Source organism: Corallococcus praedator, from assembly GCF_003612125.1.
Lineage (GTDB): Bacteria > Myxococcota > Myxococcia > Myxococcales > Myxococcaceae > Corallococcus > Corallococcus praedator.
Window position 1 is genome coordinate 1 of sequence record NZ_RAWI01001365.1, and the last position, 396, is coordinate 396.

Sequence of the window (396 nt, forward strand, 5' to 3'; positions counted from 1 at the left end):
AACCTACGTCGGTCATGCTGGAAAATTTGTCGGCGGGCGCTACGTTGGGTACGATCCCAAAACCGAAGCCGCCGATGCAAAGCGGGCGGTTGCCAATGTTGCTAAACACGGCTATATCGACAAGCGCACGATTAATACCCGGATGGCATTGGACAATACGGCGCTCGTAGCAAAACAGTCGGATCTGATGAACGATCGCGCCCGCATTTCCAGCTCGATCGACACCTGGGCGCAAACAGAACGAATCAGGCTGCTAGCCGGGGCAACCCTGACCACGAAGGCGCAAGAGCGAGCTTACACCCGCCGCCTGAATCGCGATCGCGTCACCTTTGATGAAACGAATCCGCAAATCACAACCGGGCAAACCCGCAAGCTCAACGGCGGGCAGTCCACTTC

Annotated in this window: 1 protein-coding gene; it reads left to right on the plus strand. The window is 57.1% G+C overall.

What is annotated here, in order from left to right:
- Nucleotides 1-396: hypothetical protein (locus D7Y13_RS46685; protein ID WP_158626271.1), on the plus strand; the 396-nt coding region annotated here is incomplete at both ends.